Raw genomic sequence first — 26,204 nt, forward strand, 5'->3', positions numbered from 1 at the left:
GGACTCCAGGCAATTGCACCAGGTGCGTGCGGCGAGGATGGATGGAGAAGTTTCTTCTGTGTGAAGCCCGCTGCATTGGATCATTTGCGCCGATGTTAGAGGCGGGCCGAAAGACTGGTCAACGGTGACCGATGCCACATCTTCCAAGGGTTTTAGTAAGTGTCGTACGTGCCGAATTGCATGCCTGGCCGAATACAAGCGGCGGCCAATAGTCTCCCTTTGATTGATTTGTGCGGTTGCTGTGTGCCTCGGTGAGGCTTTTCGGTGGGTCCCGTGGACCACCGGTTTCCGGCCGCCGACTCGACCGCTGACGGCGAGCGGGGACGCGGCCGTCGTATCGTTCGATCGGCGTCGACCCACGCCGATCGTCGATCAAGGGGGAACCATGTCCGTGACCGGGGCGACGGCGGGAGGGGCGCAGGAGGAGACACGGGGAGAGGCGCAGGAAGGGGCGGCCCGCGTCGCGGAGCGACTCGCCGGTCACCAGAGGCGGTTCGACGCCGTGTTCGCCGAGTACTTCGACACGCTGTCCCAACAGCCGCTCCCACGCGGCGCGTTCGTCCCGGACGCCCTGGGCCTGGTGCGGGACATGTCGCTGCGCGGCGGCAAACGGCTGAGGGTGGCGCTCCTGCACGAGGCGGCCCGGCTCGTGACACCGGACCCGGTGGCCGGACTGGACGAGGCGGCGATCAGCATCGAGTTGCTGCAGACCCACCTGCTGATCCACGACGACATCATCGACGACTCCGCCACGCGCCGCGGAGCACCTTCGGTCTACTACGCCTACCGCGACAGGTTCGCCGACGACCCGTGGACAGCGCTCGGACTGGCCGTCCTCGCAGGAGACCTCGCCGCCTTCCTGTCGATGCGCGCGCTCCTCACCGCTCCGCTCCCCGCCCAGTTGCGGCAGGCCATGACCGCCGTGCAGAGCGAGGCCGGAGCGGACACGGTGATGGGCCAGTTCCTGGACCTGGAACGCGACTTCGGGCCCGTACCCGACCTCGATGCCCTGGACACGGTCGCCGACTACAAGAGCGCCCGCTACTCGCTGCTCGCGCCCCTGAAGCTCGGCCTCCTGGCCGCCGGCGAGGACCCCACCGCCCACGCCGGTGAACTGGCCCGGTACGCCAGACTGGTCGGCGTCAGCGGCCAGATGCGGGACGACCACCTCGACCTCTTCGGCGACGCCGATCTCCTCGGCAAACCCGCCGGGGCCGATCTGCGCTCCGGTCGGCGCAGTTACGCGGTCTGCGCGGTCCTGGCCGCCACCAGCGGCGCGGAGAAGGACCTGGTCGAGTCGGCGCTCGCGGAGCGAGGCTGCACCCAGGAGACGGTCGCCCACGTCCGGGGCATCGCCGAGCGCCTCGGTGTCGACGAAGAACTGCGCGCACGCACCCGCCAGATCGCCGAGCAGGCGAGCGAGGTGGCGGCCGGCTGGCGGGGCCGCTGGCGACAGGAGGCCGTCGACTTCTTCGCCCACCTGCCGCTCTGGGGGACCCGGCGCACCGGATGACGGCCCGGGAGGCCACCGCCAGTCGGCGTTCCGAGCCCCTCGCCCCCGGTGTCGCTACACCGCCGCCTTCAGCAGCAGTTCGCTCAACTCCTCCGGCAGGGTCACCATGCAGTCGTGCCCGGTCGGCAACTCCCAGACCTGTGCGGGCGACCCGTTGGGCTGTACGGCGGGCACGGGCCGTCGCGTGATGCCCTCCGGGGTCGCGCCGACGCAGTGGATGTGCGTGCGCGGAATCACGTCCGAAGCCGGGTTGTCGAGACGTACCGGTTCCTGGAGGCAGCGCACCGGCTGATCCGACAGCATCGCGCGCAGCCACGCCACGTCCGTCGGATCGGTGACCCCGAACAGGCCCAGTGGCGCGGGCAGTTCGGGGAGCGGCGGAATCCGCCAGGCGTGCTCGGACCGCTCGGCCTGTTCGATCAGATGCCGGGTGATGGGCTGGACGTCGACGCCGGTCTCGCCGTGCTCGGGGACCATCGCGTCCAGGTAGACCAGGTTGCGGATGCGCCCCGGTACGTCGTTGGCCACGGACGAGATGACGAGCCCGGCGTAACTGTGCCCGACGAGGACCACGTCGGTCAGGTCCTCCTCCCGGAACAGCCGGACCACGTCGCCCACGTGGGTTTCGAGCCCCACCTCAGGACCGAGCAGGTGTGCCCGATCGCCGTAGCCGGTCAGGGAGGGCGCGAACACGCGATGACCGGCCGATTCCAGCAGCGGGACGACCCGCTCCCAGCACTGTCCGCTGTGCCAGGCGCCGTGGATCAGGACGAAAGTCGACATGACTGAGCCTTCTGTGTCGGGGGAGTGCGGGCACGGGAGGACGGCTGAGCGCGACTGGGCGCGACGGTCCTGCACGGTTACTGTCCGTGCCCCGGTACCCTTCAGGAACCGTTCACATCCTGACCCGACGCCCCTGACCTGGGCAATAAGGCACATGCCGGTGACCCGGTTCCCTGGAGGTAACCCATGACCACGGCCGAAGGCGGTCCGAACTCCGTCCACCAGGACCCGTGCCGCACCCGCGAGGTCCTCGACATCGTCGCCAACAAGTGGTCCCTGCTCGTCGTCCGCAATCTCAGCCAGGGCCCTCGCCGCTTCACCGAACTCAAGCGCGCCATCGACGGCATCAGCCAGCGCATGCTCACCGTCACCCTGCGCGGTCTGGAACGCGACGGCATCCTCACCCGCACCGTCCACAACGTCATGCCACCGCACGTCAGTTACGCACTCACCCCCATGGGCGCCACCCTGCGCCGCGCCACCGCACCCCTGCTGGAGTGGAGCCTCACGCACCTGCCCCAGATGGACGAGGCCCGCGCGACCTACGACGCGCGTCCCCCGCACGAGGTACCACCCTCCTGACAGCGAACAGGCGGTTCACCCGTCGAGCCCTCGGCGGATGAACCGCATGCCGGCCATCACCGCACGGCGACAGCCGCGCGTGCCCGGAGAGCGTGTCAGCCTGCCCGGAGTCCCACCGCCAGCGTCAGCTCCAGCACCCGTTGCGGTGAGCCCAGGTCCGGGAACAGCTCCCGCAGCTGCGACATCCGGTAGCGGACGGTCTGGGGGTGGACGAACAGGGCCGCCGCCACCTCGTCCCGCCGGCCCTGGTGCAGGAGCCACTCCCGCAGCGTCTCCTCCAGGCGCCGGGCCGTCGCGGCGGACAGGGTCCGCAAGGGGGCGAGGGCCCGGGCGCGCAGATCCGCGAACGCGTCCGCGTCGGCGCTCAGCACCAGCTCGGGCAGGTGGTCCTCGGTGTCGTGGATGTCGGGGGAGAGGGACCGCGCGCGGACGGCGCGGGCGTACGAGGCGGACGCACGGGTCCAGGGCCGGGCCGGGCCGACCACGGCGGCCCGGTCGGTCATCCGCCGCAAGAGGTGCGTCCGGTCGGCGTCGGGGACGAGCAGGACGCCGGTGGCGTCGGGCAGATCGTCCAGGACGAGGGTGCTCGCGTCGAGCGTACGGTAGGCGGGACGGGCCTGGGCGGCGGGCAGCAGGACCGCGGTCAGCGAGAGGGGCGGCTGCCAGCCGGCCCGCTGCGCGGAGACCAGCAGGACGTCCGGGCTCGCCCCGGCGAGGAGGTCGCGGGCCAGCTGCTCCAGATGACGCTCGTGGGCCCGGCCCCGCGCGGCCAGCTCGTCGGCATGGCCCGCGGCGCTCGCGGCGGAGAGCTCGTCGATGTAGGCGAAGGTCAGCTCGGCGAACTTGGCGACCTCGGCGGCGGGCAGACCCGCGGGAACCGCGCCCGCGGCCAGACACCGCCAGGCCACGCGCGCGCCGACGCGGTAGGCGCCGAGCAGGGCGTCCATCGAACGGCCGTCGCGGACCTCGCCGCGGCCCAGCTCGTAGGCCGCGTCACCCGCGTCACCGCCCGTGACGTTCCCGCTCGCGAGGTCCAGATAGTGCCCCAGGGCGGTGCGGACGGCTCTGCGGATGGTGGCGCCCATGTGCCCCGCGAGGGCGTTGGCGTAGGGAGGCACCTCGTCGATGATCGCCTGCACGACCTCGTCGGCGGTGGCCTTCAGCCCGGCCCGAAGCACGGTGACCGTCGTCTCATCCAGGGCCAGCTCGCTGGCCCTCCGGATCACATGACTCACGTTCTTATTCCCTGCGAACAATTCCGACGAGCAGATTCACGTCCTACGGTCAGGACTTTACGCCCTGAGACGCAGCAAGCTGGGGCCATGACGAGTACAGCCCTCCGCACCAGGGCCTGGAAACTACTGGAGATGGTCACGACGCCGCTGTTGCCGTCGGACTACCTCGACCTGGTCAGCCCGCTGCGAGCCGGCGCCGACCTGCGAGGGCGCATCGAGGCCGTGCACCCCGAGACGGCTGACGCCGCGACCGTCGTGATCAGACCGGGACGCGGCTGGCGCGGCCACACCCCCGGCCAGTACGTGCGGGTCGGGGTCGACGTCGACGGGGTGCGCCTGTGGCGCGCCTACTCCCTCACCTCGCCCACGGACCGCGCGGACGGCCGCGTCACGATCACCGTGAAGGCGATCCCGGACGGCAAGGTCAGCAACCACCTGGTCCGCGAGGCGAAACCGGGCACGCTGATCCACCTCGACCAGGCGACCGGTGACTTCGTGCTGCCGCGGTCCCAGCCCGCCAAGGTGCTCTACCTGACGGCCGGCAGCGGCATCACGCCCGTGATGGGCATGCTGCGCAACACCGATTTCGACGACGTCGCCATGGTCCACTCCGCGCCCCGGCCGGACGACGTGATCTTCCGCAGTGAGCTCCACGACCTCGTCGCGGACCGGAAACTGCGGCTCACCGAGGTGCACACCGACACCGACGGCACACTCGACCTCGCCCGTCTCGCCGAACTCGTGCCCGACTGGGCCGAGTGCGAGACCTGGGCCTGCGGACCCACGGGCCTGCTCGACGCCGCCGAGAAACACTGGGCCGAGCACGGCGTCCCGGAGCGACTGCACATCGAACGCTTCCGCCCCAGCATCGTCGTCGCCGGCGACGGCGGCGAGGTCACGTTCAGCACGACCGGCAAGACCGTCGACGCGGACGGCGCCACGCCGTTGCTGGACGTCGGCGAGGAAGCCGGCGTGCTCATGCCCTCCGGGTGCCGCATGGGCATCTGCTTCGGCTGCGTCACCCCGCTCAAGGCGGGCGCCGTCCGCGATCTGCGCACCGGCGACATCACCGAAGCCGAACCGGGCGTCCTCATCCAGACCTGCGTGTCCGCCGCGGCGGGCCCCTGCGACATCGAACGGTAGGAACACCTTGACCGCCATCGACCCCACCGCCCATCTGACCGCGGAGCAGATCGAGGAGCTCGGCCGCGAGCTCGACGCGATCCGCGACGAGGTGATCGCCAGCCGCGGAGAGAAGGACGCCGCCTACATCCGCAAGGTGATCTCGGCGCAGCGCAAGCTGGAGCTGGTCAGCCGGGGTGTGCTGCTGTTCTCGCTCTTCCCGCCCGCGTGGATCATCGGCACCGCCGGCCTGTCCGTGGCGAAGATCATGGACAACATGGAGATCGGCCACAACATCCTGCACGGCCAGTGGGACTGGATGCGTGACCCGAAGATCCACTCCACCACCTGGGAGTGGGACCACGTCTCGCCGGCCGACCAGTGGAAGCACTCCCACAACGAGCTCCACCACACGTACACCAACGTGATCGGCAAGGACAACGACCTCGGCTACGGCATCATGCGCGTCGACGAGGACCAGAAGTGGCACCCGTTCCACCTCGGCCAGCCGCTGTGGAACTTCATCAACGCCTGCTTCTTCGAGTACGGCATCGCCGCCTACGACCTGGAACTCGGCAAGAACCTGCACAAGCGGCGCCGCAAGAACCCGGAGTTCCGCGCCCGGGCCAGGGCCGTGGGCCGCAAGATCCGCAAGCAGGTCCTCAAGGACTACGTCATCCACCCGCTGCTGTCGGGCCCGTCCTTCCTCCCCACCCTCGCCGCCACGTTCACCGCGAACATCGTCCGCAACCTCTGGTCCCACTCGGTGATCATGTGCGGGCACTTCCCCGAGGGCGTCCAGGTCTTCGAGCGCCGCTCGATCAAGGGCGAGACGCGCGGCCAGTGGTACCTGCGCCAGATGATGGGCTCGGCGAACATCAGCGGCAGCAAGGCCATGCACTTCATGACCGGCAACCTCTCCCACCAGATCGAGCACCACCTCTTCCCCGACCTGCCCAGCAACCGCTACGCCGAGGTCGCGGTCAAGGTGCGCGCGCTCTTCGAGAAGTACGAGCTGGAGTACGTCACCGGCCCACTGCCCAAGCAGGTCTTCTCCGCCTGGCACAAGGTCGTCCGGCTCTCCCTGCCGAACAAGAAGCCCAAGGTCAAGACGCCGGAGCCCGAGCGCGAGCAGGAACTCGTCGCCGCCTGACCCCTGTCAGCTCCGGACGGGGGCCAGCCTGACACCGGTCACCAGGTCGGGGCGGATCCGGACGGCGTAGTCCATGGTCCGCCCGACCCACGGGTCCAGCAGCTCCTGGTACCGGGCGAGTTCCTGAGGATCGGTCACGAGGCCCGCGTAGCCGGTGACGACCACACTCCAGCCCAGATGGGTTTCGGGGTCGATGGCGTCCGCCTCGTACGCCACGACCACCCCCGGCGCACCGGCCTGCCGGGTCCGTGAGGTCAGGGCCCCGCCCGCGTGGGTGCGGATCACGATGCCCCCGTGGTCCAGCACATGGTTGACGGGGCGGATCGTCGGCAGCGCCAGCTCGGTGAAGACGATCCGCCCGAACGACACGCTGCCCAGGAGCCGCAGCGCCTCGGCCCGGTCGAGGTCGATGGTCCTGCGCGGTCCGGGCGCGTTCGGACGAGCTGGGTGAAGAGCCATGACGGGCTTCCTGTGAGCGGGAGGCCGAGGAACCGTGGGACGGCTCCTCACACGGCCGTGTTCGATCCGATCATTCGATCCGGGGCGGAGCCGCCGCCGCTAGGGCCGTTCGGCCCTCCCCGGCGAGAGGCACCCCGTCCTCCACACGCAGGGCCGAGGCCGAGGCTAGGAACAGAGGGGCGACGACGTCCCGCCACCGCTCCTTGGGCCGGTCGGCCCCCGCCGGGGACCTGCGGCCCCTGCATCCCGCACGCCTCCCGGAGCGACGCTGATCCCACACAGCGATCAGGAGGCGGAATCATGGTGCGCACCGTTGTGGCAGGTCTCGACGGCTCCGCCGAGAGCCGTGCCGCTGCCGAGTGGGCGGCCCGCGAGGCGCGGCTGCGCGGAGTGCCGTTGAGGATCGTCCACGTCCGGGAGCCCGTCCCGGACCCCATGGCGCAGGCGCCGCTCCTCGGCACCGAGACCCGGCAGGACTGGAGCGAGCGCGTCCCGCGCGAGGCCGCCCAGGGCATCCGGGCGAGACACCCCGGCCTGGAGGTCGGCATCGAGCACCTGACCGGCGGGGCCGCCGAAGTCCTCACCAAGGTCGCCGAGGACGCCGAACTGCTGGTCCTCGGCTCCCGCGGGCTGAGCGGCATCGCAGGGTTCATGATCGGCTCCGTCGGCCTCTGGACGGCCGCGCACGCCCAACGGCCTGTCGTCCTGGTCCGTGCCGGGGAACAGGCCGCCGACGCGCACGAGAAGGACCCGGTCGGCATCCCGTCGGCCGCCACGCCCTTCCTGCCGGTCGTCCTCGGGCTCGACGCGCTGCGGCCCGACGACTCCCTGCTCGCCTTCGCCTTCGAGGAGGCCGCCCGGCGCTCTACCGCACTGCGCGCCGTGTACGGCTGGAACCTGCCGCCGTACTACGTCTACGGGCTCTCCGCCGATGCCGGCCTGCACGACGAGATCACCCGGCAGCAGGCCGCGCTGCTGAGCGAGGCCCTGCGGCCCTGGCGGAGGAAGTACCCGAACGTCGAGGTCACCGAGGAGGCGCGGTCCGGCAGTCCCGGCATCCGCCTGGTGGACGCCGCCCGGAACGCCTCCCTGGTCGTCGTCGGCCGCCGCGTGCGACGCAACCCGTTCGGCGCCCACATCGGTCACGTCGGCCACGCCGTCCTGCACCATGCCCCGGTCCCCGTCGCGGTCGTCCCGCACGACTGACCGCCTGTTCCGGTCGAGCCGAGCCCGGCATACGTCCTGGTCCGTCGACCGGTCCAGCGAGGCGCTCCGGCGGGCCGAACGCCCGAAGGCCCTGGAGGGGTGGCCCGGTCGGCCCTGTCGGGTACCCGGCGATCCGGCGCAGGGTGGACCGACGTACAACGCCACGCGCCCTCGAACCGCGACTCCCGCCCCCCGAAGGGATCCGACATGTCCGTCGACACACCGCAGGCGTCCGCCGCCGACCTCACGGACGAGGAGTTGAAGGCCCTCGACGCCCACTGGCGTGCCGCGAACTACCTGGCGGTCGGCCAGATCTACCTGATGTCCAACCCCCTGCTGGCCGAGCCGCTGCGCCCCGAGCACGTCAAGCCGCGGCTGCTCGGCCACTGGGGCACCTCACCCGGCCTCAACCTCGTCCACACCCACCTCAACCGTGTCGTCAAGGCCCGCGACCTGGACGCGCTGTGCATCTGGGGGCCGGGCCACGGCGGGCCCGCCGTACTCGCCAACTCCTGGCTGGAGGGCACCTACAGCCAGACCTACCCGGACGTCACCCGGGACGCGGACGGCATGGCACGGCTGTTCCGGCAGTTCTCGTTCCCCGGCGGAGTGCCGAGCCACGTGGCGCCGGAGACACCCGGCTCCATCCACGAGGGCGGCGAGCTGGGCTACTCCCTCTCGCACGCCTACGGAGCCGCCCTCGACAACCCCGGGCTGGTCGTGGCCTGTGTGATCGGTGACGGCGAGGCGGAGACCGGCCCGCTGGCCGCCTCCTGGCACTCCAACAAGTTCCTCGACCCGGTCCACGACGGAGCGGTCCTGCCGATCCTGCACCTCAACGGCTACAAGATCGCCAATCCGTCGGTCCTGGCCCGGCTGCCCGAGGCCGAACTCGACGCCCTGCTCCGGGGATACGGCCACGCCCCGATCCATGTCACCGGCGACGACCCGATGACCGTGCACCGGGCGATGGCCGCCGCGATGGACGACGCCCTGGACCGGATCGAGGTCCTTCAGCGCGGCGCCCGCGAGGACGGAGTCACCGAACGTCCGCACTGGCCGGTCATCGTGCTGCGCACCCCCAAGGGCTGGACCGGTCCGGCCGAGGTCGACGGAGTTCCCGTCGAGGGAACATGGCGCTCCCACCAGGTCCCGCTGGCCGCCGTGCGCGACAACCCCGAGCATCTGCGCCTGCTGGAGCGGTGGATGCGCTCGTACCGCCCGGAAGAACTCTTCGACGAGTACGGCCGTCCCCGCGCACAGGTGCTGGCCTGTGTCCCCGAGGGCGCCCGCCGGCTGGGCGCCACCCCGCACGCCAACGGCGGGCTGCTGCTGCGGGAGCTGCCGCTGCCGACGCTGGAACGGTTCGCCGTGGACGTCGACAAGCCGGGCCTGACGATGCACGAACCCACCCGTGTCCTGGGCGATCTGCTGGAACACGTCATGCGGGCCACACAGGAGCGACGCGACTTCCGGATCGTGGGGCCCGACGAGACCGCGTCCAACCGGCTCCAGGCCGTCTTCGACGCCAGCGGCAAGGCATGGCAGGCGCAGACGCTACCGGTGGACGAACACCTCGAACGCCACGGCCGCGTCATGGAGATCCTCTCCGAACACACCTGCCAGGGCTGGCTGGAGGGCTACCTCCTCACCGGCCGCCACGGACTCTTCTCGTGCTACGAGGCGTTCGTCCACATCGTCGACTCGATGGTCAACCAGCACATCAAATGGCTGAGGGTGACACGGCAGTTGCCGTGGCGCGCACCCATCGCCTCGCTCAACTACCTGCTGACCTCGCACGTCTGGCGCCAGGACCACAACGGCTTCTCCCACCAGGACCCCGGCTTCGTCGACCACATCCTCAACAAGAGCCCGGAGGCCGTGCGCGTCTACTTCCCGCCGGACGCCAACACCCTGCTGTCGGTGGCCGACCACGCCCTCCGCAGCCGCGACTACGTCAATGTGATCGTGGCCGGCAAACAGCCCTGCTACGACTGGCTGTCGATGGAACAGGCCAAGGCGCACTGCGCGCGCGGCGCGGGCATCTGGGACTGGGCCGGCACCGAGGACGGCACCCGGGAACCGGACGCCGTCCTCGCCTGCGCCGGGGACGTCCCCACCCAAGAGGTGCTGGCCGCGGCCCAGTTGCTGCGACGGCACCTGCCGGACCTCGCCGTCCGCGTGGTCAACGTCGTCGACATCGCCCGGCTCCTGCCCGGCGAGGAACACCCGCACGGCATGAGCGACTTCGAGTACGACGGCCTGTTCACCGCCGACCGGCCGGTGATCTTCGCCTACCACGGCTACCCGTGGCTCATCCACCGCCTGGCCTACCGGCGCACCGGACATGGGCACCTGCATGTGCGCGGGTACAAGGAGATCGGCACCACGACCACCCCCTTCGACATGGTCGTCCGCAACGACCTCGACCGCTACCGCCTGGTCATGGACGTCATCGACCGCGTCCCCGGCCTGGCGGTCCGCGCGGCGGCCGTACGCCAGGAGATGGAGGACGCGCGGCTGCGCCATCACGCGTGGATCCGCGAGCACGGCACCGACCTTCCGGAGGTCGCCGACTGGTCGTGGCAGGGCTGAACGCCCGGCACGGCAGCGGTGTCGCGCCGGTCCTCGGTGTCGGACCACGGCTCGCCCCGCTCACCGGTCACGGTCAGGGCCACGCGAACGTCCGTTGGTACCTCCCTCCCCAGCCTGGGTGAAGTGCCTTCCCAGGCCGGGGCCGCGGCTCCATCATGGGGGCACTTGGCATCGGGGGCGTCATGGCGATCTCACTCGGGATGCGCGTGTCAGGGTTATGCGTCGCGGGGGCGCTGGTCATCGGCACGGCCGCGTGTGGTGGAGACGGGGACGACGGGGCGGGCGCGTCCGGGGGGTCCAGTGAGTCCACCGGATCAGGCGGCTCCACCGGGTCCGGAGGGTCAAACGGGGCGGATGGCTCCAGCGGCTCCAGCGGGTCAGGCGGGTCTGACAGTTCCGGTGGCGGCATGTCGACATGGCGACCCTCGGACGACGAGGGTGCCGGAGGCAACCGGTCCGGTGGCGGCGGGAGCGGCTCGGGCGGGAGCGACTCCGGCGGAAGCGACTCCGGCGGAAGCGATTCCGGTGGCTCACAGCCGGGAGGCGGCGGCACGCCCAGCTGGCTGCGCCCCGGCCCGCGTTCACCCAACACCGAGCAGTCGCCCGACCCGGACTCGGTCTACGACCAGCTCGGGGAGAAGCCCGACAAGTGTGCCGAGACCCTGCACGTCATCGAGGCGCAGCCTGACGACCCTCAGTGGCTGCTGCTCCGCGGCCTGGCCCACGCCTGCCTCGGCCTCCAGGGGCAGGGCGGTGACTGGAACACGGCGGCCCGGCTCTACGCGGACACCGAGGGAACGGTCAGTACCTGCAAGGGCCGCGCCGCACGCGTCGTACTGGGAGACGCCCTGCGCTACCACCAGCAACACCCGTCAGCCACTGTGCAGTTGAAGAGCTCGGCGGGGAGCGGCGGCGCGAACGCCTGCGACTTCCGGATCGCCGCTGTGACCGCGGGCGTCGGCGGCGAGGTGAAGGCGGGCGAGCAGGTCAGGGTCGAGGTGCGCGGGGCCTACTTCAGCCCGTCGGACCTGATCTCGGTGAGCGTCCTCTTCGACGACGTGCCCTCCACCGGCGAGTCGGGAGACGTCACGCCGTCCGGCGACGGGTTCGCGTTCAGCGTCGAGACACCGGCCTTCGACACCTATCCGAGGACCGTCGACGTCACCGTCCAGTACGGGTCGAAGGCGACGCTGGAGGACGCCGTCACCGTGCTGGACCCGAACCCGGCGGGCTCATCGAGCGAGGGCTCCTCGTCGCCCGTCACCTCGCCTTCGCCGTGACGGTCCCACCGCAGCCGCAGCCGCAGCCGCAGCCGCAGCCCGACCCGGAGCCGCCTCCTCCCGATCCCGACCCGGAGCCGCTGCCACCGGAACCCGATCCTCCTCCGGAACCCGGTCCTCCTCCGGAACCCGCACGCCCACCCGGCCCCCCGACCCGCAACTGGCTGGAACTGCTGGGCACCGCGGGCTCCCTCCTCTCCCTCTTCACCGCCGTCCTGTTCTACTTCGGCTGGGCCAGCACGGACGCCGAGACACGGGCCCTGGGCCTGCGGGACACGCTGTTCCGGCTGTCCACGGCCGACTACCTGCTGCGCAGCGTGGACGCGCTCTACTTCCCCGTGCTGGCGCTGGCCGCCACCGCCATGGCGGCGTCGGTGCTGCACCGCAGGGTCCAGCGCGATCCGGTCCGGGCCGGGCCCGTGCTGCGGGTGTGCCGGCACGCCTGGCTCCCCGCGCTCCTGCTCGTACCGCTGTACTCCCTCTCACCGGGTGTGCTGCTCGATCTGTTCATTCCGCTGGCCGCGATCATCGGAGTGCTGCTCAGCGCGTACGCCCGTACCCGCCCGGAGCCGGACGGGCCCGCGGTACCGCGTCAGCGGGCGGCACAGCTCTGGGCGCCCGCTGTGCTGGTGGCCGTCGTCTCCTTGTTCTGGGCGGTCTACGCCTACGCGGTGATCATCGGGCAGAGCCGTGCGGAGGAGACGACCGCCGCCGTGGCCGAGGCGGACGGCTTTCCCGCCGTCGTGCTGTTCAGCAAGGAGGACCTGCTCATCCGCGGAGGCGGCAGCTGTGCGGCGACCGTGTCCGAGAAGGGCAGTCCGTATCACTTCCGGTACGCCGGGCTGCGGCTGTTCCACGTCGCGGGCGACCGGCTCTACCTCGTCCCCCGGTACTGGGCTCCCTGGAACGGGCGGATGTACATCGTCGACGAAGGCGACCGCGGCCTGCGGCTGGAGTACGTGAGCGGCAGCTCCCTGCGAGCGACCGAATGCCCGTGAAGAGCCATGTGGGCGTCGCCGCGGGCCACATAGGCGTGCGACCGCGCTCAGAGCCCGAGTTCGCTCAGCCGGGTCTCGTAGTCGAGGGTGAGGTCCTCCTGGTCGCCCGTCGGCTCGTCCCACATACGGGTGAGTTCCGACTTGACCGTGGAGGGCAGGGCCTCGTAGCGGTCGCCCCAGGTCTCGGAGCCCGGCATCCAGTAGCCGACCACCTTGAACCGGTCGGCGGGCAGGCCGAGTTCCTTGCGCAGGTAACGACGCACCTCACGCAGCGCGTTGGTCTGTCCCGCGACCCACACGTACCCGCCGGTGAGGTCGGTGCCCGCGGGCACCTGGGCGGCCACGAGCTCCGCCAGCCGGCAGGGGCCGTGTCCATTGCCGCCGTACTTCCAGGTCAGGTGGTCCCCGGGGCGCAGGGACAGGTCCTGACGTGACGCGGCGCCCGGGACCTCCACCGCGACCCTGCTGCGCACCCCGTCGGGCGTCTGCTCCAACAGGCGTGCCAGCGCGGGCAGTCCGGTCAGGTCGGAGACGAGCACCTGGTGTCCGAGGTCGGCGGGCGCCTTGTAGAGGCCGGTGGGCGAGGTGAGGCCGACCGGGTCGCCGGGGCGCGCCCCGAGGGCCCACTCCGATGCCACTCCGTGGTCGTGGGCGACGAAGTCGATGTCGATCTCACCGGCGTCCGGGCGGACCGCTCGGATCGTGTAGGTCCGCATCGGCGCGGTGGGGCGGCCCTCAGGGGTCTGCCAGCCGCCGTCCGGGAGGGCGTCCGGGAGGGAGAGGTCGTGGCGGTCCGTGCCGTGCGGCAGGAAGAGCCGGACGTACTCGTCACCGACGCCGGTCGATACGAAGCCGGCCAGGTCGCCGCCGCCGAGCGTGACACGCACCATGCTCTCGGAGAGCGTGACGACCCGGGCGACTTCGGCGTGGTGGATGGTCATGGGGTTCCTTCGTGTGGGACAGCGGGGGAAGGGGCGGTGGCGGGCGCGGGTGACGGTTGGGGCGGCACCCGCGCGGTGGTGGCGGCCGACCAGAGGTCCGCGTAGGTGCCGCCCGCGGCCGACAGTTCGTCATGGGTGCCGAGTTCGGCCGTGCGGCCGTCGGCGAGTACGGCGATGAGGTCGGCGCGGCGGGCCTGGTGCAGCTGGTGGGCGACGACCAGTGCGGTGCGGTCGCGGGTGACGGACGCCAGTGCCTTGTGCAGTGTCGCGTGGGGTCCCGTGCCCGATTCGGCGGTCGCCTCGTCGAGGACCACCACCGGTGGATCGGCCAGCAGGACCCGGGCCAGGGCCAGATGCTGCACGGCGGCCTCGTCGAGGGGGACGCCGTCGGCGCCGACACGGGTGTCGAGCCCGTCGGGCAGGTCGAACGCCCAGTCGGCGCCGCAGCCGCGCAGCGCCGAGGCCATCTCCTCCCTGCTCGCGTCCGGACGGGCGAGGGTGAGGTTGTCGGCCAGGGTCCCCCGGAACAGATGGGTCTCCTGCGTGACCAGATAGGCGCCGCGCGAGCGGACGGCGGACGTCCCGCCGAGCAGGACCTCGCCGCTCTCCGGCGTGGTGAGGCCCGCGACGAGATGCGCCAGAGTGCTCTTGCCCGAGCCGCTGGCACCGACCAGCGCCATGGTCGTGCCCGGCGTGATGCGCAGGGACACCTTGTCCAGCGCGGGCCGCCCGCCGTAGGCGTAGGACACCTCGCGCACCTCCACACCGGCGCCGGACGCGGACCCGGCGGGCTCCGGTCCGCCGGTCGCCGGAGTCCGGGTCGTGAGGCCGACCAGGCGGGACAGGCCGACCGTGGCCCGCTGGACGTCGTCGAGGCTGCCCAGGACGGCGCCGATCGGCCCGAACAGCCGGTGGAAGGCGAGGGCCGCCGCGGTGGCCGTGCCCACGGTGATCTCGCCCGCCGACAGGAGGGCGAACCCGGTCGCGAGGACGGCGGACAGGCCGAGGAACTCCGCCGTGTTGAGGCCGCCGACGAAGGCGTTGCGCAGCCGGACTCCGTCGCGCTGGCGGGTGATGGCCCGTTCGCTGCGCTCGGCGACCTGGGTGAGGACCCGCTCCTGGTCGCGGTGGGCGCGTACGGTGTCCGCGCCGTGCACCGCTTCCAGCACGGACTGCCCGCGCTCGGCCTCCAGCAGCCGGATGTCCCGGTAGACGGGCCGGGAACGGGTCAGGAACCTGCGCGTGACGAGGACGTGCACGGGCAGGCCGAGCATCCCGGCCAGCGCCAGCCGCGGGTCCAGTACGGCGAGCGCGACGACCGTCAGCCCGATGGCCAGCGCACTGTCGAGGAGGTCCGGCAGCAGGTCGGAGGCGGCCTCGGAGACCGACTCGACGTCCCGGGTGACCCGCGAGACCACATCGGAGGTGCCGGAGGCCTCGATCCGCTCGGGCGGCAGCCGCAGCGCCGTCGCGAAGGCGTCCTCGCGCAGTGTGGCCAGCGTGGCCTGGGAGACGGTGGTGAGCAGTCGGCCGCCGACCAGTCCGAGCAGCGCCGCCAGGGCGGTGGCCAGCCCCAACGCGACGCCCAGGAGGACGACGTGAGCGGTTCCGGCGTCGTCCAGGACGGCGTCGACGATCGCGCCGAGCAAGGGCGGAGCCGTCACCGCCGCCGCCGCGCCCGCGGTGAGCGCGGCGGCGGCCGACACGGCCCGCACCCGGTGAGGCCGTAGCCGCCGCAGGATCTCCCGGCGGGTCAGCCGGGCCTCGGCCACCGGAAGCACGGCGGAGGAGGAGTGTGTCATCGGTGGGCCTCCGGAAGAGCGGCTGCGGTGCTGAGGTCGACGACCCGGTCGCACGCGGCCAGCAGCAACGGGCTGGTGGTGATGAGCAGGACGGCGCCGTCGGTGCGGCGCAGCCGCTGCGCCACCCGCCGTTCCGTGACGGGGTCCAGGGCGCTGGTGGGGTCGTCCAGGACGACGACGGGCGCGCCGCTGTGCAGGGCGCGGGCCAGCAGGAGCCGTTGGCGCTGCCCGCCCGACAGGGCCCGGCCCCGCTCGCCCGCCTCGCCCTGGCCGCCGTCGCGCCGCTCGAACAGGTCGTCCACCAGCGCGGCCCTCAGGATCGCCGGGTCCGGTTCGCCGCCGTCCGGACGGATGTTGGCGCGCAGACTGCCCGAGAACACCGTGGCGTGGTGCGGCGGGGCCAGGACATGGGAGCGTACGGCGTCCGGACCCAGGTCGACGGCGTCGGTGCCCGCGACGAGCAGCTCCCCGCGCGGCAGCGGCACCCGGTAGCCCAACCGGTCGCACAACTCCCTTGCGTGGGAGGGGCGTTCGGGGACGATGCCGAGCAGTTCGCCGGTGCGCAGCCGTACGACGGGACCGCCGGGGCCTGCCGGGGTCCAGTGCAGCGCCTCTTCACCTCCGGCAGGCTCGCCCGCGGGGCGGTTCAGCGGGGGGACGAGGGCGGGCCGGTCCAGGAGGTCGGCCAGTCGCCGTGCCGAAGCCCGCTTGTGGGCCCAGTTCGCCGAGAACGTGCCGACGTGCGCGATGGCACCCTGGAGGTACTGGGCCAGCCCCAGTACGGTGACCAGCTGACCGACCGTGAGATGCCCGCGCAGCGCCAGCCAGCCGGACGCGGTGGCGAGCAGGGCCAGGAACAGGCCGGACAGCAGCTTGCTGAGGGCGCCGTAGGTGACCACGGCGCCCGCCGCCGCGACCGCTCCCGCGCGGGAGGCCTCGCTGGCGGCCCGGTAGCGGCGGTCCGCCTCGTCGCGGGCGTGCATCCCGGTGAGGACCCGCAGCCCGGTGATCATGTCGGTGGCGACCTCCCCGGCCTCCGCCGCCGCCCCCTGTTCGGCCAGCCCTCGCGCCTCCAGCGGCATCGACACCCGCCGCATCAGCAGCAGCACGGCGACCACCCCGACGACGACGGCGGCGGCCAGCGGCGCGGAGATCAGCAGCAGGGCGACGCAGGCGGTGAGTACGGCGGTGACGGTCGAGGCCTGCTGGACGACGCTCCAGGAGACCCCGGCGACCCGGTAGGTGTCGGAGGAGACGAGGGACAGCGTCTCGCCGGGACCGGGACGCTCGCGCAGGCCGTGCGGGTCGAGGACCCGGCGCAGGGCCCGCTGGCGCAGTGCGTGTTCGCCGTGGCCGTAGACGGTCACCATGGCGGCGGAGGCCCGCTGCCACGACCAGGACAGCACGAGGAACGTGGCCGCGAGCACGGCGAGCCAGCCGGCCAGCGCGGTCGCGTCGCCCGGGGCCAGCGCGCGGTCCACCACCACACCGACGAGCACCGGGATCAGTGCCTCGCACGCCTCGTGGGCCATGAACGCGAGGGTGGTCAGGACCAGCATCCGGGCCCGCCCCTGGCGAAGGAGCGCGAGCCGGTAGAGCGCGGAGACGGTGTCCCCGGAGGAGCGGGGGGTGAGGGGGGCGGTCTTCTTCTGTACGTTCACGATCTGCGACTCGCATACTGCCGGGCCAGCAGCCAGGCCAGATAGACGCCGCCCACGCTGACGGTGACCACGCCGACGGGCAGGTTCACGCGCTGGGCGACATGGTCGGAGGCGACCAGGACGGCCGCGCCGGTGAGAGCGGTGGGGACCACCCGCAGGGAGCCCGCGGTGCGGGTCAGCCGTTGGGCGATCTGCGGGGCGGCGAGCGCCACGAACGCGATCGGCCCGGCGCAGGCCGTGACCAGCGCGGTCAGCGCCACGCCCACCACGGTCGCGGTGAGCCGCGTGCGGCGCGCGTCGACACCGAGGGCCACCGCCGTGTCGTCCCCCATCTCCAGTTGCCCCAGGGGGCGCGCGACGAGAACCGCGCAGAGCATCAGCGGGACGAACACGACGAAGGCGGGCTTCAGTTGGGAGAAGCCGAGATCGCTGAGAGATCCGGCGCCCCAGGTCGCGGCGAGCATCGCCTGCTGAGGGCTGACCGACAGCATCATCGTCGAGGTGAGCGAGCTGAGGAACGCGCCCACGGCGATCCCGACGATGATCAGCCGGAACGGGTGCAGGCCCTTGCGGTACGCCAGCAGGTAGACCAGGAGCGCGCTGAGCGCCCCGCCGATCAGCGCGCCGGACGCGAGGGCGAGATAGCCGGTGCTGCCCAGCGCGAGCAGGACGACACTGGCTCCGGTGTGGGAGCCCGCGGAGAAGCCGATCACGTCGGGGGAGCCGAGGGGGTTCCTGGTCAGGGACTGGAAGATCGCCCCGCTCACCCCGAGCGCCGCCCCGCACAGCAGGCCGAACAGCAGCCGTGGCAGCCGCCAGTCGACCACGACGAGCCGGTCGGCCGGCGCGGCGGCCGGATCGACGAGGGCGTGGACGACCTGGGCCGGGGTGAGTGCGATCGAGCCGGTGCCCAGCGCGAGCACCCCCACCGCTGAGGTCACCGCGGCGAGCAGCGCGCAGACGACGACGGAGCGGTGGTCGACGCGCACCGAGAAGCGGCCCGAGGCCCAGACGGAGCGGCGCCGCCCGGTACCGGAGACGCGCGGGAGCGAGGTCACAGGGAGCTCACCTTCCGGCGGCGCACCAGCACCACCAGCACGGGAGCGCCGACCAGCGCGGTGACCAGCCCGACCCGCAGTTCACCGCTCGGCAGGACGATCCGTCCCACGATGTCCGCGACCAGCAGGAAGCACGGGGCGACGAGCACGGTCAGCGGCAGGATCCACCGCTGGTCGGGCCCGACGAACCAGCGCACGGTGTGCGGGACCATCAGCCCGACGAAGGAGATCGGCCCGGCCACCGCGACAGCCGTCCCGGCCAGCAAGGTGATCGCGACGACGACCGTGACCCGGGTGAGCGTCAGACGGGTGCCCAGCGCGCGGGCCGAGTCGTCGCCCAGGGCAAGCGCGTTGAGCGACCGCGCGGACGCCAGACCCAGCAGCACACCGGTGGCGATCAGGGGCAGGGCGACCGGCAGGATGTCCAGGCTGCGCCCGCCGATGGAGCCGACGCCCCAGAACCGCATCACATCGAGTGTGGCGGTGCTCTTGAGGACCAGGGCGGAGGTGACGCCGCTGCACACCGCGCTGAACGCGACGCCCGCCAGGGTGAGTTTCACGGGGCTGGCCCGGTCGGCGCCGATCGCGCCGAGGGCGTACACCAGGACGGTCAGGACCAGCGCCCCGCCCAGCGCGAACCAGAGGAACTGGAAGGCGCCGCCGAGGACGGCGACGGCGAAGGTGACGGCCAGACTGGCGCCTGCGTTGACCCCGAGGATGCCGGGATCGGCGAGCGGGTTGCGGGTGAACGCCTGGATCAGGGCTCCGCTCAGACCGAGGCAGACACCGGCCAGCACCCCGATCAGGGTGCGCGGGACGCGCAGTTCCCGCACCATCAGATGCTCGTCGGAGTCGTCGAAGTGGAACAGCGCGTCCCACACCGTGCCGGGCGCGATGGTGCGCGCCCCGACCATGACGCTGAGGACGCAGGACGCCAGCAGCAGCGCCACGCAGAGGAGCAGGAGCAGCGGACGGTGGCGCCCGGCCCGGGCCGCCGCCGCGTCGGTGCGCGGCAGCGGCCGGGCGGGTGCCGGCGTCCGGGGCGGGCCGCCGGTCGGCGGCGGGGCGGGTGCGGTCGTCATCGTCTTCTCTGGGAGCACGGCACGGGGGAGGGGCGTACGACGGTCAGGAGCCGTCGTTGCCCTTGCCGGACACGGCGTCGGCGAGCATGGGCACGTACCGCTCGAGAGCCCAGGGGATGGACAGCACGGACGGACCGCTGGTGGCCATGCCGAGCGTCGGGTCCTGGATGAAGGCGTAGTGCTTGCCGGCCATCGGCGCCCAGCGGCCGAAGACCTTGTCGTCGAGCGTGTACTTGATGTCCTCGGGGCCGTTGGCCCAGGCCACGAAGATGTCCGCCTCGATCGTGTCGAGCTTCTCCAGGCTCACCGCGCCGTACCAGTTGGTTCCTTCGACGGTGGACAGGATGCTGGACATCGACGGGGTGTTCTCGAAGCCGATCTCGGTCAGCAGCCGCACCCGGGCGTCGTAGTCGGCGTAGAGACCGACCTCGGTCGCGCCGGAGGACAGGGCGGTCCCGTAGGTGAAGGACTTGCCCTCGAACTCAGGGTGGTCCTCGGAGACCTGGGAGAGCTGACCCTTCACGTCGGTGACGAGCGCCGCGGCCTTGTCCTTCTCGCCCAGCGCGGTACCGATGGTGGTGGTCATCTCCTGCCAAGTACCGCCGTCCCACGCCTTCTTGAGGTACGGCAGGGTCGGGGCGATCTCCGACAGGCGCTTGTACTGCGCCTCGGTGATGCCGGAGTAGAGGCCCAGGATGAGGTCGGGCTTGAGGGAGAGGATCTGCTCGTAGTCGAACTCGCCGGAGTCGGCGTACTTGAGGACCGTGGGCAGTTCGTCGCCGTTCTTCTTCACCTGGGCGCGGAACCAGGGGGTGTAGCCGTCCTTGTCCCCGCCCCACTGCTCGTCCACGCCCACCGGCGTGGTCCCCAGGGCCGCGGCCACGTCGAGCGACATCCAGCTGACCGCGACGACCCGCTTCGGCTTGGACGGGATGGTCGTGCTGCCGTGGCCGTGCTTGAGCGTCACCGGGAAGCTCGCCGAGGCGGCTGCTTTCCCGGTGCTCGCGCTGGACGCCGTACCGCCGCCGCAGCCGGCCAGGACGAAGACCGCGCAGACGGCGAGGGCGAGAGCGCGGATCAGTGCGCCCGGACCGCTCGTGTGCCGGATCGGCAGGGACATGGTTCTCCTCGGATCTGATGTGCCGGGCACCTCACGGGTCGGTCGATACAGCTCCGACCAGGGAAAATGAGGTAACCCTTACCTGCCGTGAACGCTAAGGGGCGTGACGGCTCCCGAGGTGCGCGTTCCGGCCGTTGCGTGTCGCGGATCGGCCATCACGTGTCGGTGCCGCCGCGGGCATACACCGTCGGGCTCATCCCGCACACCCGGCGGAAGGCGGCGGAGAACGCGCTGGTCGTGGAGTACCCGCAGCGGTGGGCGACCAGGTTCACGGAATGACCGCGGGCCAGCAGCCCGGTCGCGGCGGACATCCGCACCAGGGCGCGCCAGCGGGTGAAGGACATCCCGATGTCGTCGCCGAAGACACGGGCCACGGTCCGGACGCTCAGCGCGTGCCGGCCCGCCCACTCCTCCAGGGACGTGTCGCTCTCCGGCGTGCGCATCACGTCCTCGGCGAGCGCCCGGATACGCCAGTCCCGCGGCACGGGCACCTCGATCGCCGGGGACGGGTCGGGCTCCAGCATGTCGATCAGGACCCGCTGGGTGCGCAGCCGCAGTTCGTCGGGCATCGACGTGACATCGAGATGGATCAGCATCTCCCGCAGCGCCCGGCTCACCCGCAACGCGGTGACGGACCGCCAGCAGGAGAGGGCGGCCGTGGCGGTGACGTACGTGTAGCAGCCGATGCCGCCCGGATCGACGGACGAGGCGTGTGCCGTGCCGGGCGGGATCCACAGCCCCTGCCCGGGCACGAGCCGCCGAATCGCGCCACGGGTATGCACGAGAACGGTCCCCGCGTGCGCCCAGGCCACCATCGGGTCCGCGTGGGTGTGCACGTCCCGCAGGGTGGGCCCGTGCGGGACCGATCCGTCGAGCACGGCGGTGGTCAGGAGATAGGGCGCACGGACGACGGCCCCGCCGTCGACCGGCTCGTCCCAGCCGGAGGGGACCGGTACCGGTGGCTGGGTGTCCCGTCGGGCGGGGAGAAGAAGTGACGCTGACATTAGGTGAGCCTAACCTAAATTAGGCGGGTCTCCTGGATCCGTCACGCGGGAACTTCGCGCCCCTGTCGGGCGTGAGCGGCGCGGCCCTCGCTCAGAGGATCGCCTCCAGCCCGAAGGTGAAGCGCTCGTCGAAGTTCTGCCGGAGGTGGGGCAGGACGCGTCGCAGTGCCGGGTGTGTGCCGGGGTCGATGGCGTGTGCGAGTCGCTCGTCGTCCTCCTCGGGGGCCGCCTGTTCCTCCTGGGTCAGGCCGAGGGTGAAGTAGGTGACCGTCCAGGCCGTCCAGGCCGCCCGCCGCTCGTCGGCGCCGGCGTTCAGGAGTGCGTCGACGAGGGCGTCGGCGAAACGCAGCGTGTGCGGTTCGGCCGGGTAGGTGCCGGTGACCAGGGCGGCGCCGTCGCGGTGGGCGAGGAGCGCGCGCCGGTAGCGGCCGACGAGTTCGCGGGCGCGGTCCCGGGCGGCGTCGGGGAGGTCGTCGTAGCCGATGCCTGCGAGAACGGCGTCGGCCATGAGTTCCAGCATTCGCGCCTTGGTCTTCACGTGCCACAGCACGGTGTTCATCCGTACGCCGAGGTGGTCGGCGACCGCGCGGGTGGAGAGGCCGTCCAGTCCACGCTCGTCCAGTACGCGGAGGGCGGCATCGATCACGGCGGTGCGGGTGAGCTGGCCCGCCGCGTCTTCCCTGGCTTGCTTCTTGGTCACTGACCTAGTTTACTGCACACGCTTCGTGTTGGTCACTGACCAAGATGCTGTCCGGAAGGAGAAAGACCATGAACCATCGGGTGGTTGTCGCAGGTGCCGGACCCGTGGGCCTGTGGCTCGCCGGCGAACTGCGCCGCGCGGGCGTCACCGTCGCCGTCATCGAGCCCCGCACCGAACGCGATCCCCGCTCCCGCGCCCTGACCGTGCACCCGCGCACCATCGAGACCTTCGCCTCCCGAGGGGCGCACCAGCCCTTCGTCAGCGAGGGCATACCGCTGCCCGGCGGCCACTTCGGCGCCCTGGACGCCCGCCTGGACTTCCGCCGTCTGCCCAGCCCCTTCCCCTACACCCTCGCCCTGCCCCAGGAACGCACCGAGGCCCTGCTGGAAGCGCAGGCCGCCGACCTGGGCGCGGACATCCTGCGCGGCCGCGAGGTCACCGGCTTCACCGAACACCCCGACCACATCGCCGTGCACACCACCGGACCGAACGGCTCCGTCACCTTCCCGGCGTCCTACCTGGTGGGCTGCGACGGCGCCCGCAGCACCGTGCGCACCGCCGCCGGCATCGGCTGTCCCGGCACCCCGTCCACCGTGCTCGGCTGGCTCGGCGACGTCGTCCTGGACGACCCGCCCCCGCCCGGCCACAGCTCCTTCGGCCCGGCCGGCGCCCTCATGGCCGTTCCCCTGCCCGGCGGCATCCACCGCCTGGTCGGCATCACGCCCCGCGACCTGACCACGACCTGGCCCGGCGACCTCACCCTGGACGAACTGCGCGAGAACGTCACCTCCATGGCAGGCGCCGACTTCGGGATGCGTGACCCGGTCTGGCTCTCCCGCTACGGCAACGCCACCCGCCTCGCCGACCAGTACCGCAAGGGCCGCGTTTTCCTTGCCGGCGACGCCGCCCACCAGCACTTCCCGGCCGGGGGAGTCGGCATGAACGTCGGCATCCAGGACGCCGCCAACCTGGCCTGGAAGCTCGCCGCGACGCTCAACGGCTGGGCCCCCGACGGCCTGCTGGACACCTATCACGCCGAACGCCACCCGGTCGGCGCCGACCTCACCGCCACCAGCCGTGCCCAAGTGGCCCTGATGACCGCGTTCACCCCCGAGGGCGCCGACCTGCGTGGCCTGCTCGCCCGGCTGATCACGGCTCTGCCCGACCTCAACGACCGTCTGGCCGCCCAGGTCAGTTCCCTCGCCGTCACCTACCCGCCCACGACCCCGGGCGCCCACCGGCTGACCGGCACCCGTGCGCCCGACCTCGCCCTCGGCGACACCAGCCTGTTCGCCCTGCTGCGCGTCGACCGCCACCTCCTGCTGGACCTCACGGGCAGCCACCGCCTGGCCGGGTTCGTCCGCCCCGGACTGCACGTCCACGCCGCCGCCCCGCACCGGTCCCCGACCGGCTTCGCCGACGTCCGCGCCCTCCTCGTCCGCCCCGACGGTCACCTCGCCTGGGTCGGTACCGAACAGGACGACACCGCCCTCACCGACAGCCTCACCGAGGTCCTCGCCACCACACACCGCACAGGAGCCGCCCGGTGAGCGTCCAGCGCCTCGATCCGCCCGGCCTGCCCGCCGTACCCGGCCTCATCAGCCAACTCGTGGTCACCACCGGCCGGCGGCTCGTCCACCTCTCCGGCCAGGTCGCCCGGGACGGCCGAGGCAACCCCACCGGCGGCGACCATGCCGCCCAGGCCGCCGTGATCGCCCGCACCATCGACCTCGCGCTCACTGCCGTCGGTGCGAGCCGCGACGACATCGTCAAGGAGGTGATCTACGTCGTCGACTACACGCTCGACGTCCTGCCGGCCGTCCTGGACGCTCTGCGCGAGGGCACCCGCACCGCACCCGCCAGCACGCTCGTCCCCGTCACCGCCCTGTTCGCCCCCGGATACCTCATCGAGGTCGACGTCACCGCGGCCGTCCACCAGTTGCCGTGCCCCTGACTCGCTCGACGCCTTCGTAGCGGACGGTCTGGTCGCCGTCGTGCTGCCGGCAGTTGTGCTGGAACTCGACCTCCAGCTCCGTGCCGTCGGCGCCACGGACGGCCCGAAGCGTCAGGTCCTTCACGCACGGCGTGCCGCGGAAGCCGTACTGCCCTGTGTGGGTGGAGAACGGCGTGCCCTGGGCGAGGCGTCACGGCATGGGTGACGGCTCGCCCAGGGCATGGTCCCGTTCAGTGACCCCGTGCGATCCAGGCGTCCAGGTCCGGGCTCTCGGTGCCGATGGTGGTCGACGGGCCGTGGCCGGTCAGGACGGTGGTGTGCGGGGGCAGGGTGAGGAGGCGGTCCCTGATGGAGCGGATGATGGTGGGGAAGTCGGAGAACGACCGGCCCGTGGCGCCGGGTCCGCCCGCGAACAGGGTGTCGCCGGTGAGGACGGTGTTCAGCTCCGGCACGTGGAGGCTGATGGCGCCCGGGGTGTGGCCCGGCGTGTGCAGGACCTCCACCTCCGCTCCGGCGACCGTCAGGCGGCGCTGATCGCAGAGGTAGCCGTCCGGGGAGCGGTCCGGATGGGTCCGGGACCACAGGATGCGGTCGTCGAGATGGATCAGGACCGGGGCGCCCGTCGCCTCGGCCACCTCCGGTGCCGCGTTGATGTGGTCGTTGTGCCCGTGGGTGCACACCACCGCGGTCACCCGGCGCCCGCCGACCGCCGAGACGATCGCCTTCGCGTCATGGGCCGGGTCGATGACGACGACCTCCTCGTCGTCCCCGACGATCCAGACGTTGTTGTCGACGTCCCAGCAGCCGCCGTCGAGGGCGAAGGTGCCGGAGGTGACGACGTGCTCGATGCGCGCGCTCACTCTCAGAACACCACCACGGAACGCAGGACGTCACCCGCGTGCATCTTCTCGAAGGCCTTCTCCACGCCGTCCAGGGGGATCGTCTCGGTGACGAAGGAGTCCAGGTCGAGACGCCCCTGGCGGTAGAGGTCGATCAGCATCGGGAAGTCGCGGGACGGCAGGCAGTCGCCGTACCAGGAGGACTTCAGGGCGCCGCCGCGGCCGAAGACGTCCAGCAGGGGCAGCTCCACCTTCATGTCGGGGGAGGGGACCCCCACCAGGACGACCGTCCCCGCGAGGTCGCGGGCCTCGAACGCCTGCCGATAGGTCTCGGGACGGCCCACCGCGTCGATCACCACGTCCGCGCCGAAGCCGTCGGTCAGCGCGCGGATCGCGGCGACCGGATCGGTACCGGAGGAGTTGACGGTGTGGGTCGCCCCGAACGTCCTCGCCAGTTCGAGCTTGCGGTCGTCGAGGTCGACGGCGATGATCCGGCCGGCACCCGCGAGGTGCGCCCCGGCGATCGCGGCGTCACCGACACCACCGCACCCGATCACGGCGACGCTCTGTCCCCGGGTCACCGGAGCCGTGTTCAGGGCGGCGCCCAGGCCCGCCATCAGGCCGCAGCCAAGGAGCCCGGCGGCCTCGGGACGCACCTCGGGCACCTTGGTGCACTGCCCGGCGGCCACCAGGGTCTTCTCGGCGAAGGCGCCGATCCCCAGAGCGGGGGCCAGCTCCGTGCCGTCGGCGAGCCGCATCTTCTGCGTGGCGTTGTGGGTGTCGAAGCAGTACCACGGCTGACCCCGCCGACACGCCCGACAACGGCCGCACACAGCACGCCAGTTGAGGATGACGAAGTCGCCCGGGACGACCTCCGTCACCCCCGCGCCGACCTCCTCCACGACGCCTGCCGCCTCGTGGCCGAGCAGGAAGGGGAAGTCGTCGCCGATCGCGCCCTCCCGGTAATGCAGGTCGGTGTGGCACACCCCGCAGGCCAGGACCTTGACCAGCGCCTCGCCCGGACCCGGGTCCGGCACGACGACGGTCTCCACCGAGACGGGCGCACCCTTGTGACGGGCCACGACACCCTGGACTTCGTGAGACATGACTGTGTTCC

The 26,204-nt window shown here is 71.9% G+C and carries 23 protein-coding genes; 10 read left to right on the forward strand and 13 right to left on the reverse strand.

Annotation, left to right across the window (positions count from 1 at the left end):
• Nucleotides 1-385: 385 nt before the first annotated feature.
• The gene (locus ACIPSE_RS11505) at nucleotides 386-1,513 is read left to right on the forward strand and encodes a polyprenyl synthetase family protein (protein WP_401660629.1); all 1,128 of its coding nucleotides are present in this window, start codon (nucleotides 386-388) and stop codon (nucleotides 1,511-1,513) included.
• Nucleotides 1,514-1,567: 54 nt separating this feature from the next.
• Here ACIPSE_RS11505 and ACIPSE_RS11510 read toward each other — a convergent pair whose 3' ends face one another.
• Nucleotides 1,568-2,296 carry an alpha/beta fold hydrolase gene (locus tag ACIPSE_RS11510; RefSeq protein ID WP_401660632.1) on the reverse strand — a complete coding sequence of 243 codons (729 nt, stop codon included), beginning with the start codon at nucleotides 2,294-2,296 and terminating at the stop codon, nucleotides 1,568-1,570.
• A gap of 186 nt (nucleotides 2,297-2,482) precedes the next feature.
• Between ACIPSE_RS11510 and ACIPSE_RS11515 the strand changes: the two genes are divergently transcribed.
• Nucleotides 2,483-2,878: a winged helix-turn-helix transcriptional regulator gene (locus ACIPSE_RS11515; protein ID WP_401660635.1), complete on the forward strand. Its 396-nt coding sequence runs from the start codon at nucleotides 2,483-2,485 to the stop codon at nucleotides 2,876-2,878.
• A gap of 95 nt (nucleotides 2,879-2,973) precedes the next feature.
• Here ACIPSE_RS11515 and ACIPSE_RS11520 read toward each other — a convergent pair whose 3' ends face one another.
• Complete coding sequence (locus tag ACIPSE_RS11520; protein WP_401660637.1) at nucleotides 2,974-4,113, reverse strand: PucR family transcriptional regulator; 1,140 nt, start codon at nucleotides 4,111-4,113, stop codon at nucleotides 2,974-2,976.
• A gap of 87 nt (nucleotides 4,114-4,200) precedes the next feature.
• On the opposite strand from ACIPSE_RS11520, the gene ACIPSE_RS11525 reads away from it, so the two are divergent.
• Together ACIPSE_RS11525 and ACIPSE_RS11530 are read left to right on the forward strand one after the other, a co-directional pair.
• Nucleotides 4,201-5,256 carry a ferredoxin reductase gene (locus tag ACIPSE_RS11525; RefSeq protein ID WP_401660639.1) on the forward strand — a complete coding sequence of 352 codons (1,056 nt, stop codon included), beginning with the start codon at nucleotides 4,201-4,203 and terminating at the stop codon, nucleotides 5,254-5,256.
• Between the two features lie 7 nt (nucleotides 5,257-5,263).
• The gene (locus ACIPSE_RS11530) at nucleotides 5,264-6,388 is read left to right on the forward strand and encodes a fatty acid desaturase family protein (RefSeq protein WP_401660642.1); all 1,125 of its coding nucleotides are present in this window, start codon (nucleotides 5,264-5,266) and stop codon (nucleotides 6,386-6,388) included.
• 6 nt (nucleotides 6,389-6,394) lie between these two features.
• Here ACIPSE_RS11530 and ACIPSE_RS11535 read toward each other — a convergent pair whose 3' ends face one another.
• Nucleotides 6,395-6,847, reverse strand: coding sequence for a pyridoxamine 5'-phosphate oxidase family protein (locus tag ACIPSE_RS11535; RefSeq protein ID WP_401660645.1), 453 nt, complete (start codon nucleotides 6,845-6,847; stop codon nucleotides 6,395-6,397).
• Nucleotides 6,848-7,147: 300 nt separating this feature from the next.
• Between ACIPSE_RS11535 and ACIPSE_RS11540 the strand changes: the two genes are divergently transcribed.
• The 4 genes from ACIPSE_RS11540 to ACIPSE_RS11555 all read left to right on the forward strand — a co-directional run bounded on the left by ACIPSE_RS11540 (nucleotide 7,148) and on the right by ACIPSE_RS11555 (nucleotide 12,926).
• Nucleotides 7,148-8,053 (forward strand): universal stress protein, encoded by a 906-nt coding sequence (locus ACIPSE_RS11540; RefSeq protein ID WP_401660647.1) that lies wholly within the window; start codon nucleotides 7,148-7,150, stop codon nucleotides 8,051-8,053.
• Between the two features lie 207 nt (nucleotides 8,054-8,260).
• A complete protein-coding gene (locus ACIPSE_RS11545) occupies nucleotides 8,261-10,648 on the forward strand; it encodes a phosphoketolase (protein ID WP_401660650.1) in 2,388 nt (795 codons plus the stop codon).
• A 407-nt stretch (nucleotides 10,649-11,055) separates the two neighbouring features.
• Nucleotides 11,056-11,928, forward strand: a complete 873-nt coding sequence (locus ACIPSE_RS11550; RefSeq protein WP_401660652.1) for a hypothetical protein — start codon at nucleotides 11,056-11,058, stop codon at nucleotides 11,926-11,928.
• Nucleotides 11,925-12,926: a hypothetical protein gene (locus tag ACIPSE_RS11555; RefSeq protein WP_401660654.1), complete on the forward strand. Its 1,002-nt coding sequence runs from the start codon at nucleotides 11,925-11,927 to the stop codon at nucleotides 12,924-12,926. The genes ACIPSE_RS11550 and ACIPSE_RS11555 overlap by 4 nt, the downstream gene beginning before the upstream one ends.
• A gap of 47 nt (nucleotides 12,927-12,973) precedes the next feature.
• Here the strand turns inward: ACIPSE_RS11555 and ACIPSE_RS11560 are convergent, their stop codons facing one another.
• The 8 genes from ACIPSE_RS11560 to ACIPSE_RS11595 all read right to left on the reverse strand — a co-directional run bounded on the left by ACIPSE_RS11560 (nucleotide 12,974) and on the right by ACIPSE_RS11595 (nucleotide 22,294).
• Nucleotides 12,974-13,867 carry a siderophore-interacting protein gene (locus ACIPSE_RS11560; RefSeq protein ID WP_401660657.1) on the reverse strand — a complete coding sequence of 298 codons (894 nt, stop codon included), beginning with the start codon at nucleotides 13,865-13,867 and terminating at the stop codon, nucleotides 12,974-12,976.
• Nucleotides 13,864-15,669, reverse strand: coding sequence for an ABC transporter ATP-binding protein (locus ACIPSE_RS11565; RefSeq protein ID WP_401660660.1), 1,806 nt, complete (start codon nucleotides 15,667-15,669; stop codon nucleotides 13,864-13,866). The genes ACIPSE_RS11560 and ACIPSE_RS11565 overlap by 4 nt, the downstream gene beginning before the upstream one ends.
• A complete protein-coding gene (locus ACIPSE_RS11570; RefSeq protein ID WP_401660662.1) occupies nucleotides 15,666-17,330 on the reverse strand; it encodes an ABC transporter transmembrane domain-containing protein in 1,665 nt (554 codons plus the stop codon). The genes ACIPSE_RS11565 and ACIPSE_RS11570 overlap by 4 nt, the downstream gene beginning before the upstream one ends.
• Complete coding sequence (locus tag ACIPSE_RS11575) at nucleotides 17,327-18,388, reverse strand: FecCD family ABC transporter permease (RefSeq protein WP_401660665.1); 1,062 nt, start codon at nucleotides 18,386-18,388, stop codon at nucleotides 17,327-17,329. Before ACIPSE_RS11575 ends, ACIPSE_RS11570 begins: the two co-directional genes overlap by 4 nt.
• Entirely contained in the window at nucleotides 18,385-19,470 is a 1,086-nt protein-coding gene (locus ACIPSE_RS11580) for a FecCD family ABC transporter permease (protein WP_401660668.1), read from the reverse strand. The genes ACIPSE_RS11575 and ACIPSE_RS11580 overlap by 4 nt, the downstream gene beginning before the upstream one ends.
• 43 nt (nucleotides 19,471-19,513) lie before the next feature.
• Entirely contained in the window at nucleotides 19,514-20,590 is a 1,077-nt protein-coding gene (locus ACIPSE_RS11585) for an iron-siderophore ABC transporter substrate-binding protein (RefSeq protein WP_401660670.1), read from the reverse strand.
• A gap of 155 nt (nucleotides 20,591-20,745) precedes the next feature.
• Nucleotides 20,746-21,594: a helix-turn-helix domain-containing protein gene (locus tag ACIPSE_RS11590; RefSeq protein WP_401660673.1), complete on the reverse strand. Its 849-nt coding sequence runs from the start codon at nucleotides 21,592-21,594 to the stop codon at nucleotides 20,746-20,748.
• Nucleotides 21,595-21,685: 91 nt separating this feature from the next.
• Nucleotides 21,686-22,294, reverse strand: coding sequence for a TetR/AcrR family transcriptional regulator C-terminal domain-containing protein (locus ACIPSE_RS11595; RefSeq protein WP_401660675.1), 609 nt, complete (start codon nucleotides 22,292-22,294; stop codon nucleotides 21,686-21,688).
• Nucleotides 22,295-22,362: 68 nt separating this feature from the next.
• Here ACIPSE_RS11595 and ACIPSE_RS11600 point away from each other — a divergent pair, with 68 nt between their 5' ends.
• On the forward strand, nucleotides 22,363-23,844 hold the full coding sequence (locus ACIPSE_RS11600; RefSeq protein WP_401660678.1) for an FAD-dependent monooxygenase: 1,482 nt from the start codon (nucleotides 22,363-22,365) through the stop codon (nucleotides 23,842-23,844).
• Complete coding sequence (locus ACIPSE_RS11605; protein WP_401660681.1) at nucleotides 23,841-24,248, forward strand: RidA family protein; 408 nt, start codon at nucleotides 23,841-23,843, stop codon at nucleotides 24,246-24,248. Before ACIPSE_RS11600 ends, ACIPSE_RS11605 begins: the two co-directional genes overlap by 4 nt.
• Before the next feature lie 230 nt (nucleotides 24,249-24,478).
• On the opposite strand, the gene ACIPSE_RS11610 is transcribed toward ACIPSE_RS11605, so the two are convergent.
• Nucleotides 24,479-25,108, reverse strand: a complete 630-nt coding sequence (locus ACIPSE_RS11610) for an MBL fold metallo-hydrolase (protein ID WP_401660683.1) — start codon at nucleotides 25,106-25,108, stop codon at nucleotides 24,479-24,481.
• Between the two features lie 2 nt (nucleotides 25,109-25,110).
• Nucleotides 25,111-26,193 carry an S-(hydroxymethyl)mycothiol dehydrogenase gene (locus tag ACIPSE_RS11615; RefSeq protein WP_401660686.1) on the reverse strand — a complete coding sequence of 361 codons (1,083 nt, stop codon included), beginning with the start codon at nucleotides 26,191-26,193 and terminating at the stop codon, nucleotides 25,111-25,113.
• Between the last annotated feature and the right edge of the window lie 11 nt (nucleotides 26,194-26,204).

Source organism: Streptomyces sp. NPDC090106 (genome assembly GCF_044747265.1).
Taxonomy (GTDB): Bacteria; Actinomycetota; Actinomycetes; order Streptomycetales; family Streptomycetaceae; genus Streptomyces.

Coding starts and splice junctions, on each gene's coding strand:
- ACIPSE_RS11505 (WP_401660629.1), top strand. CDS start 386: ATGTCCGTGACCGGGGCGACGGCGGGAGGGGCGCAGGAGGAGACACGG.
- ACIPSE_RS11510 (WP_401660632.1), bottom strand. CDS start 2,296: ATGTCGACTTTCGTCCTGATCCACGGCGCCTGGCACAGCGGACAGTGC.
- ACIPSE_RS11515 (WP_401660635.1), top strand. CDS start 2,483: ATGACCACGGCCGAAGGCGGTCCGAACTCCGTCCACCAGGACCCGTGC.
- ACIPSE_RS11525 (WP_401660639.1), top strand. CDS start 4,201: ATGACGAGTACAGCCCTCCGCACCAGGGCCTGGAAACTACTGGAGATG.
- ACIPSE_RS11535 (WP_401660645.1), bottom strand. CDS start 6,847: ATGGCTCTTCACCCAGCTCGTCCGAACGCGCCCGGACCGCGCAGGACC.
- ACIPSE_RS11540 (WP_401660647.1), top strand. CDS start 7,148: ATGGTGCGCACCGTTGTGGCAGGTCTCGACGGCTCCGCCGAGAGCCGT.
- ACIPSE_RS11545 (WP_401660650.1), top strand. CDS start 8,261: ATGTCCGTCGACACACCGCAGGCGTCCGCCGCCGACCTCACGGACGAG.
- ACIPSE_RS11550 (WP_401660652.1), top strand. CDS start 11,056: ATGTCGACATGGCGACCCTCGGACGACGAGGGTGCCGGAGGCAACCGG.
- ACIPSE_RS11560 (WP_401660657.1), bottom strand. CDS start 13,867: ATGACCATCCACCACGCCGAAGTCGCCCGGGTCGTCACGCTCTCCGAG.
- ACIPSE_RS11565 (WP_401660660.1), bottom strand. CDS start 15,669: ATGACACACTCCTCCTCCGCCGTGCTTCCGGTGGCCGAGGCCCGGCTG.
- ACIPSE_RS11580 (WP_401660668.1), bottom strand. CDS start 19,470: ATGACGACCGCACCCGCCCCGCCGCCGACCGGCGGCCCGCCCCGGACG.
- ACIPSE_RS11585 (WP_401660670.1), bottom strand. CDS start 20,590: ATGTCCCTGCCGATCCGGCACACGAGCGGTCCGGGCGCACTGATCCGC.
- ACIPSE_RS11590 (WP_401660673.1), bottom strand. CDS start 21,594: ATGTCAGCGTCACTTCTTCTCCCCGCCCGACGGGACACCCAGCCACCG.
- ACIPSE_RS11600 (WP_401660678.1), top strand. CDS start 22,363: ATGAACCATCGGGTGGTTGTCGCAGGTGCCGGACCCGTGGGCCTGTGG.
- ACIPSE_RS11615 (WP_401660686.1), bottom strand. CDS start 26,193: ATGTCTCACGAAGTCCAGGGTGTCGTGGCCCGTCACAAGGGTGCGCCC.